The organism is Clostridium sp. BL-8, assembly GCF_002006495.1.
Taxonomy (GTDB): Bacteria; Bacillota; Clostridia; order Clostridiales; family Clostridiaceae; genus Clostridium.
The window spans coordinates 20,204-29,789 of record NZ_LZZL01000073.1; the positions used below are offsets into that span (position 1 = coordinate 20,204).

The 9,586-nt window shown below is 30.2% G+C and carries 8 protein-coding genes; all 8 read left to right on the forward strand.

Translation table 11 applies throughout. The features are described from left to right. Positions 1-30: 30 nt before the first annotated feature. The 8 genes from CLOBL_RS20820 (at position 31) to CLOBL_RS20855 (ending at position 9,261) form a co-directional block, all read left to right on the forward strand. Positions 31-330, forward strand: coding sequence for a hypothetical protein (locus CLOBL_RS20820; protein WP_077860781.1), 300 nt, complete (start codon positions 31-33; stop codon positions 328-330). Positions 331-948: 618 nt separating this feature from the next. Continuing rightward, positions 949-3,042 carry a glutamine synthetase III gene (locus tag CLOBL_RS20825; protein WP_077860782.1) on the forward strand — a complete coding sequence of 698 codons (2,094 nt, stop codon included), beginning with the start codon at positions 949-951 and terminating at the stop codon, positions 3,040-3,042. Between the two features lie 162 nt (positions 3,043-3,204). Further along, entirely contained in the window at positions 3,205-4,413 is a 1,209-nt protein-coding gene (locus tag CLOBL_RS20830) for an NADP-dependent isocitrate dehydrogenase (RefSeq protein ID WP_077860783.1), read from the forward strand. 408 nt (positions 4,414-4,821) lie between these two features. Then, entirely contained in the window at positions 4,822-5,031 is a 210-nt protein-coding gene (locus tag CLOBL_RS20835; RefSeq protein WP_077860784.1) for a FeoA family protein, read from the forward strand. Positions 5,032-5,044: 13 nt separating this feature from the next. Further along, entirely contained in the window at positions 5,045-5,266 is a 222-nt protein-coding gene (locus tag CLOBL_RS20840; RefSeq protein WP_009172042.1) for a ferrous iron transport protein A, read from the forward strand. 122 nt (positions 5,267-5,388) lie between these two features. Then, positions 5,389-7,539, forward strand: a complete 2,151-nt coding sequence (gene feoB, locus CLOBL_RS20845) for a ferrous iron transport protein B (RefSeq protein WP_077860785.1) — start codon at positions 5,389-5,391, stop codon at positions 7,537-7,539. A gap of 81 nt (positions 7,540-7,620) precedes the next feature. Continuing rightward, positions 7,621-7,785, forward strand: coding sequence for a FeoB-associated Cys-rich membrane protein (locus tag CLOBL_RS20850; protein WP_009172040.1), 165 nt, complete (start codon positions 7,621-7,623; stop codon positions 7,783-7,785). 210 nt (positions 7,786-7,995) lie between these two features. After that, entirely contained in the window at positions 7,996-9,261 is a 1,266-nt protein-coding gene (locus CLOBL_RS20855; RefSeq protein WP_179117808.1) for a methyl-accepting chemotaxis protein, read from the forward strand. Positions 9,262-9,586 lie beyond the last annotated feature (325 nt).

Sequence of the window (9,586 nt, forward strand, 5' to 3'; positions counted from 1 at the left end):
AAAATTAAGTAATGCAGAGGTTTAAGTATAATGAATGGAAATATAAAAAGATATATATATATTGGAGTCAGCGTTTTCATAGTATTTTTTGTGTTATCAATGATTTTAAAAATGCTTCCATGGCTTTTATTAGTTGGAATTATAGGATATATAGTTATGAAAATTGTTGGATTTGTAAAGAAAAAGAGTAAAAATAATAAAGTAAAGAATAATAAAAATAATAACGATAATTACCAGAGTTATGAACAATCAACTGATGACTACACTAATGGAGAAGTTATAGACGTTGAATTTGAAGATGTAGAAAATAAGGCACAATCAAAAAAATAACAAATCCATCTGCCAGCCTATTTTCCATCATTCTGCGTCAGTAGATTGACCTAATAGGCCCGCTATGAGGGCAATCTACTTCCTTGTCTGATGAAAAACTATTCATGGCAGTTTTGGAATTGTTATTTCTTTTCATGTGCCTAAGAAAAAGTGATATTTTATTAATTAATATTTTCTGGTTAAAAATATACAATAAAGGTAAATAATGAATAATTGTGGAAAATGTGCAATTTATGTTTATAATAATAAAATATTAGTCGAAATAAAATTTCAGTATTGAACAACACTTAACAATATAGTATAATTAAGATGTGATATATTTAAGGCTATGGTAGCTTTTATGTATTGGCGAAAAAACTTGGTTTAGTATTAATTGAATAAAATTTTAGCAATGGAGCTAGAGAATATTGTTGTAATAATATATCTTTGGCTTTTTATTTTTTTATATGCATTTTATTCCAAATTTTCATATAAAAGGGAAATAACTGCTGTTTTATTCTATATTTCTTGTTGACAATATAATATTTATATTCTAAAATTTTTATAAAATTATTAATTTAAAAATGTGCAAAAAGCAATTTAAACAATAAATTGTATATCTGAAAGGGGATCTTATTAATGAACAAAATTAATGAAATTTTTGCTTCAAATGTATTCAGCGATGCTGTAATGAAAGAACGTCTTCCAAAGGCTACTTATAAAGCTTTAAAAAAGACAATTGAAAAAGGAACTTCTCTTGATCCAGAAGTTGCAGATGTTGTTGCTGCTGCAATGAGAGATTGGGCTGTTGAAAAAGGGGCGACTCATTTTACTCACTGGTTCCAACCAATGACTGGAATCACTGCTGAAAAACATGATTCTTTCATAAGTCCAACTGCTGACGGAAAAGTTATATTAGAATTCTCAGGTAAGGAATTAATTAAAGGTGAACCTGATGCATCATCATTCCCTTCTGGAGGACTCCGAGCTACTTTTGAAGCTAGAGGATATACTGCATGGGATTGTACTTCACCAGCATTTATCAAGGATGGTTCATTATGTATACCTACTGCATTCTGTTCTTATAACGGAGAAGCTTTAGATAAGAAAACTCCATTATTACGTTCAATGGAAGCTTTAGATAAACAAGCCCTACGTGTTTTGAGAGTACTAGGTAATACTACTACTCAAAAAGTTATTACAACAGTAGGTCCAGAGCAAGAATATTTCTTAATTGATAAGAAAATGTATGATGCTCGTAAAGACCTTATATTAACAGGAAGAACATTATTTGGAGCAAAGCCTTCAAAAGGACAAGAACTTGAAGATCATTATTTTGGAACAATAAAAGAAAGAGTTTCTGATTTCATGAAAGAAGTAGATGAGGAGCTTTGGAAGCTTGGAATATTAGCTAAAACTAAGCATAATGAAGTTGCACCTGCTCAACATGAATTAGCTCCTATATTTAGTACAACTAATATATCAACTGACCATAATCAATTAACAATGGAAGTAATGAAGAGAGTTGCAGAAAAACATGGCTTATATTGCTTACTTCATGAAAAGCCATTTGCTGGAGTAAACGGATCAGGAAAGCATAACAACTGGTCAATGGGAACTGATGATGGAATGAATCTTCTTGAACCAGGTAAATCTCCACATGATAATAAACAATTCCTTTTATTCCTTTGTGCGGTAATAAAAGCTGTTGATGAATATCCAGATTTATTAAGAGTATCAGCTGCTAATGCTGGAAATGATCACAGATTAGGTGCTAACGAAGCTCCACCAGCTATAATCTCTATATTCTTAGGAGATCAATTAGAAGATGTATTAGAACAAATTGAAAAAGGTCCTGCTACAAGTTCTAAATCTGCAAGTGAGTTAACTATTGGAGTAAATACATTACCTCCACTTCCTAAGGATGCAACTGATAGAAACAGAACTTCTCCATTTGCGTTCACTGGAAATAAGTTTGAATTTAGAATGGTTCCATCATCAGCATCAATTGCTGGATGTAACTTCGTTTTAAATACAATAGTTGCTGAAACTTTATCTGAAATTGCAGAAAAATTAGAAAATGCTACTGATTTAGATGCAGAAATCCAAACAATCTTAACTGATATTGTTAAGAACCATAAGAAAGTAATCTTTAATGGTAATGGATATTCAGATGAATGGGTTGCTGAAGCTGAAAGAAGAGGACTTCCAAACATAAAGTCTACAGTAGAATCAGCTAAAGCTATGATTTCTGAAAAGAATCAAGCAGTACTTGAAAAACATGGAGTATTAACTAAAGTAGAAGCAACATCTCGTTATGAAATTACTCTTGAAAACTACAATAAGATTATAAATATAGAAGCATTAACAACACTTGAAATGGCAAAACGTCAAATTATTCCTGCTGTAATTAAGTTTGCTACAAGTCTTGCAACATCAATAAATACAATTAAGGCTACTGGAGTTAGTGCTGATATATCAGTTCAAACAGAATTATTAACTGAAGTTTCAACGTTAACAGCTTCATTAAATAAAAATGTAGCTCTTCTTGAAAAATTAGTTGAAAAGGCTGATAATTTCGAAGGTGATATCTTCGATTTAGGAATGCTGTACAGATACGAAGTATTTGAGCAAATGAATACTTTAAGAGCAGATGCTGATAAGCTAGAAACTCTAGTAGATAAAGAATTCTGGCCAATACCAACTTATAGCGATATGTTATTCAACGTTTAATTGACATATAGTAATAGAGAATGAAAAGATGGGGTACTTCAGAAATGAAGTGCTCCATCTTTGATTGTAATGGAATTTTATTTCATGTACCTTAATTGATAAAAAACAGGCAATACTGTATAATTATTTTTATAAATATAAGCAATATAGGAGGCAATAAGTATGGATAAGATTAAAATGTCAAATCCAATCGTTGAAATGGATGGAGATGAAATGACAAGAATAGTTTGGGGTGCAATAAAAGAGGAATTATTAAATCCGTTTATCGAATTAAATACAGAATACTATGATCTTGGGCTAGAGTATAGAAATGAAACTAATGATCAAGTTACTGTAGATGCAGCAGAAGCAATTAAGAAATATAAGGTAGGCGTAAAATGTGCAACTATTACACCTAATGCAGCAAGAGTTAAAGAATATAATTTAAAAGAAATGTGGAAAAGTCCTAATGGTACTATTAGAGCAATACTAGATGGAACTGTATTTAGAGTACCAATAATAGTTGATTGTGTAAAGCCGTACGTTAGATCATGGAATAAACCAATTACAATAGCAAGACATGCTTATGGGGATATATATAAGGCAGTAGAAATAAAGGTCGAAGGTAAAGCTAAATGTGAGCTTGTAGTTACTTCTGAAAATAGTGAAGAAAAGAGAGCATTAATACATAACTTTTCTGATGAAGGCGTTGTTATGGGAATGCATAATTTAAATGAATCAATAGAAAGCTTTGCAAGAAGCTGCTTTAATTTTGCATTAGATGTTAAACAGGATTTATGGTTTGCAAGTAAAGATACAATTTCAAAGACATATGATCATACTTTTAAGGATATATTCGAAGAATTATTTGATAATGAGTATAAAGTAAAATTTGAAGAAGCAGGAATTAACTATAAGTATACATTAATAGATGCAGCTGTAGCTAATATAATGAAATGTAGCGGAGGAATAGTTTGGGCGTGCAAGAATTATGATGGAGATGTAATGAGCGATATGCTTGCGGCTGCCTTTGGATCAATTGCCATGATGTCTTCAGTATTAGTTTCACCAGAAGGAAATTATGAATATGAAGCAGCTCATGGAACAGTACAAGATCAATATTATAATCATTTAAAAGGTGAGAAGACTTCAACAAATTCTGTAGCAACGATATTTGCATGGACAGGTGCTTTGAGAAAGCGAGGAGAGTTGGATGAAAACCGTGCGCTAATCAATTTTGCAGATAAGTTGGAAAAGGCTTCAATTAAGACTATTGAAGATGGAAAGATGACTGGTGATTTAGCTGCACTTGCAGAACATGAAAGTATTCAAAAGTTAAATACCTTTGACTTCATTAAAGCTGTTAGAAATACATTAGAAGAAATGCTTTAGGCACAATCAAATAAATAAAAAATAGATTTTATAATTGATAGAATATACATTAAGTTGAAAAGATTAATGTGTATTCTATTTTTTTGTTATCAAGTTAAATTATATTGCTTGTTAACAATTTTAAAATAAATAAGGCAAATAAAATTAATGCTTTAAAATAAAACGTTGCCATATAATAAAAATACATTTTTTATAAAAATTAATGAAAATCATTTTCAATTACTTAAAAACATGGTATTATAACTATAGAAAAGGAATAAAAATCATTATCAATTGAATGAGGTTTTTATTCGTCTTATAAATACAAGGATTTAGGTAATATATATTATCTTAATTTTATTTAATAAATAATTTTTATGGAATTATAAGAGATGATAAAACAAACTAAAATTTGAGGAGGAAAATCATATGCCATTAATATTAGCCACTAAAGGTGATGAAATGAATATTAAAAGAATTACTGGAAATGATGAGACAAAAAGATTCCTAAATAGCCTGGGTTTTGTTGTTGGAGAAACAATTAAAATCATATCTGAACTTGGAGGAAACCTTATAATAAATGTTAAAGAGAGCAGAGTTGCATTAGATAAAGGCATGGCGAGCAGAATAATAGTTTAGGAGGATTAGTTAAATGAGCACATTAAAGGAAATAAAATGTGGACAAACTGTTAAAGTTAAAAAGGTTGATGGCTTAGGAGCAGTCCGTAGACGTATTATGGATATGGGAGTTACAAGGGGTTGCGAAGTATATGTACGTAAGGTAGCTCCACTTGGAGATCCGATAGAAGTAACAATCAGAGGATATGAATTATCACTTAGAAAAGCAGATGCTGAAATGATAATAGTAGAGTGATTTACCAAATATAAAGTCAGAAAAAGAATGAAGTAAAATATTCTAAAGTAATATAGAAAAATTAAGGAAATTCTGAAAGAATTTCACCATAAATCGTAAACTGAAGAAGTGGGGGAATAAAAATGTCAATAAAAATAGGTTTGGCAGGTAATCCAAACTGCGGAAAGACTACTATGTTTAATGAACTTACAGGTTCATCCCAATATGTTGGTAATTGGCCTGGAGTAACAGTAGAAAAAAAGAGTGGTAAATTAAAGGGATATAAAGATGTTGAAATTGTTGATTTACCAGGAGTTTATTCATTATCTCCGTATACACTTGAAGAAGTGGTAACACGTAATTTTATGATAAATGATAAACCAGATGCGGTAATTAATATAGTTGATGCATCTAATATTGAGAGAAATTTATATTTAACAACGCAAATATTAGAACTCGGAATTCCAACAGTTGTAGCTCTTAATATGATGGACATAGTAGAAAAGAATGGAGATAAGATAGATATTAATAAGTTATCAAAATTTCTTGGGTGTCCAATTATTGAAACCTCAGCATTGAAGAAAGATGGGATTAAGGCAGCAGCTGAAAAAGCAATAGAAGTTGCAAAAGCAAAAAAGAAACCAGCATTTGTGTTAGATTATTCTAATGAATCTAGAAAAGCCTTTGAAGAAATTGAAAGAATTATTATAAATAAGATTAAAATTGAAAACATAGAAAAGCACTGGCTTGCAATTAAACTTTTTGAACGTGATGAAAATGTAATTGAAAGGTTAAATATTTCAAAAAGCATTTTAGAAGAAGTAGAATCAATAATACAAAAATATGAAACTGAGTTAGATGATGATAGTGAAAGTATAGTAACAGGGGATAGATATGGATTCATAGGAAAAGTAGTTTCTGATACTGTTAAAAAGAACAGTAAGGGAAAAGAAAACACATCGGATAAAATAGATAGAGTTGTTACTAATAGATTTTTAGGGCTTCCAATTTTTGTTGTTATTATGTTTGCGGTATATTATATATCAGTTATGGTGGGAAGAAGTGGAACAGATTGGATAACTGATACATTATTTGGAGGTATAATTCAAGATAATGTGACAAACTGGATGGTAAGTGCAAATGTTGCTGACTGGATGCAAGGTCTAGTGATAGATGGAATAATTAATGGTGTTGGAACAGTACTTAGTTTTATTCCACAAATAATACTTTTATTCTTGTTTTTATCAGTCCTTGAAGATTGTGGATATATGGCGCGTGTAGCATTTATAATGGATAGAATTTTCCGTAAGTTTGGCCTTTCAGGAAAAGCTTTCATTCCAATGTTAATTAGTTCAGGTTGTGGAGTTCCTGGTATAATGGCAACTCGTACAATGGAAAATGATAGAGATAGAAAAATGACAATAATGTTAACAACTTTTATTCCTTGTAACGCGAAACTACCTGTTATAGCATTAATTGCATCAGCATTTTTCAATGATGCACAGTGGGTTGCAGCATCAGCGTATTTCTTAGGTATGATAATGGTTATCATTGGTGGTATTATATTGAAGAAAACTAGATTATTTTCAGGAGATGCTTCACCATTTGTTATGGAGCTTCCTCAATATCATATACCAAGTGCAAAAAGTGTTTTTATGCATATGTGGGATAGAGCAACAGCATATGCAAAAAAAGCAGGAACAATCATTCTTGCTTCTTGTATAGTAATATGGTTTTTACAATCCTTTAATTGGTCTTTAGAAATGGTAGATGCAGATAAAAGTATTTTAGCAAGCATCGGAAATTTGATAGCTCCTATTTTTGCGCCTCTTGGTTTTGGTAATTGGCAGGCTACAGTTACAACTGTTACTGGACTTATAGCTAAAGAAAATTTAGTTGGAACTTTCGGAGTTTTATTTGGAATATCAGGTGCATCGGAAGCAGATCCAGCGTTAATTAATAATATTAGTATAATGTTTACAGCAGCAGGTGGATTTGCATTTATGGCATTTAATTTACTTTGCGCTCCTTGCTTTGCAGCAATTGGTGCAATAAGACGTGAAATGGGAAACTGGAAATGGACATTTATAACTCTAGCTTTCCAAACAGGAACTGCTTATCTGGTTGCACTTATTGTTAATCAGGTTGGAAGCTTTCTACTCGGAACTGGAAGCTTGATTGGAGCTATTAGTTCAATAGCTATAGCTGTAGTAGTAGTTTTAATTCTAGTTTGGACAGGGAAAAGAGATTCAAAAGAAAAATTAACCAGCAATGAATTGAGTTATATAAAATAGAAAGATGTATTGACTTAATATTATTTAATGATGATGTAATAGAATATAGATAAACAAGCTACATTTAAAGGAGGAGTATATATGATAGCAACAATTATATTAGCCGGTGTTATATTTGGTTTTGTGGCATATGTAATGGGAAAACAAATTAAAAAAGCTAAAAATGGAGAAAGTGGATGTGGCTGTGGTTGCTCAGGATGCTCTTCAGCAAGTGCATGCCATGGAATAAAGATTGAGAAAAAATAGGATTAAGATTATATATAACTAATTAAAATAAGCAATAAGTTGTATTCAGATTTCTAAGAAATCCAGATGGCACATTCTAAAATTAAAAGTTGTGATTCTAGAATAATGAAGCTATCAGATTGTAGTAAGAAATCATATACAGCAGTTGCTTATTTTTTCTTTATATATGCACAAATGATATTTTTACTAAAACATCTGGGGGTGAAATTAATGATTGATGAACTAAATATTAGATTGAATAATACTGCAAAAAGAAACTTAATAAGTAAGATACTAATCTTGATAATTTTATTAATTTGTATTTTTATTTTAATTAATTATATGTATTATTATGGGGATTTAGTGATAGATATAGATGTTGCTTTTTTGTTAATATTTAGTATTTTTGTTGCGATTTCAGGATTGAAGAAGACAAGAGAGTTAAAAATGTTAAATAAAACTATTATGGGAATGAAAAGTGGAAATTTTATAGAGATAGATGAAAAATATTTAAAAGATAGAGCAGGTACTGGAGAAATAGGCAGACTGCTAAATACTATGATAATTAGATTTAGTAAAATGTCAGAGGAGATTAAGAAAAATTCGGAAGATATAGACGCTCAAGCTATTGGACTAACATATATTTCAGAGGACATTTTGGATTTAACTAATGCTATATCTAAATCTACAGATATAGTTACTGATGCTAGTAAAAATCAAAGCATAAATGTATCTAATATTGTGGGACGATTATTTCAATTTGGAGAGTATATAAAAGAAGTAAATAACAATGCTATAAATATAGATAAATTAGCAAATAAAATTGGTGGAAAATCCAGAAACACAAATGAAGATTTAAAAGAGGTATCTTTAATAATTGGAAATCTTAATAATAATTTTAGTAGTTTTGCCGAAGCTTTGCATGTGATGACAGAGGATATAAAAAGCATAAATGAGATGACCGAATTAATAAAGAACATTTCTGAGCAAACTAATCTTTTAGCTTTGAATGCTGCAATTGAAGCTGCTAGAGCAGGAGAAGCTGGTCAGGGATTTAGTGTAGTTGCAAGTGAAATAAGAAAGCTTGCAGAGATGAGCCAAGCTTCTTCAAATAAAATACATAGTATAGTAAGCAACATATCAAAAAATATTTACATAATAAATAAAGGAACATCAGTAATAGATAATGATATAATTGAACAAAACCATGCGGTTAATAAAACTATAAATGTATTTAATGAAATTTCAGAAGTAATTAATGTCATAATACCGAAAGTACGAGAAATAGTAGAGGCGTTCAACAATGTAAATAATGAAAAGGAAACTATATTAACAGGAATTAAAGAAATAGAATCAATGTCTCAAGAAATAGTACTAACTACAGAGGAAATTTCTGATAAGGCTAAGGAGTTGAATTCTATGGGGGATGAAGTGACAGGTGCAGCTGATAATTTAAAAAAGTCTATAAACAGTATGGAATTTGAAACAGTAGTGTAGAAAAATATTATTGATAATAAAAAGAAGACAATAGCTAAAGAAATAAGCTAATTGCTATTTAAATCAGCTATTGCTTTGATGTGGTCGTCATAGTAAAAGCCAAATACTCGGGACTCTAGATAATCTTGTGTTAATAGCAAATTTATTATTTAAATATTACTGGAAATATTATTTTTCAGTAATATTTTTTTATTATACATAAAAGTATAGAATTTTTTTAGATAAGAAAACTTATTAGATTAGGAACTAAAAAGTTTCAATATGTAAGGCACTATCAAATAAATAACAAGTCCACTTGCAAGGCTATTTTGGACTCGTTATTTAT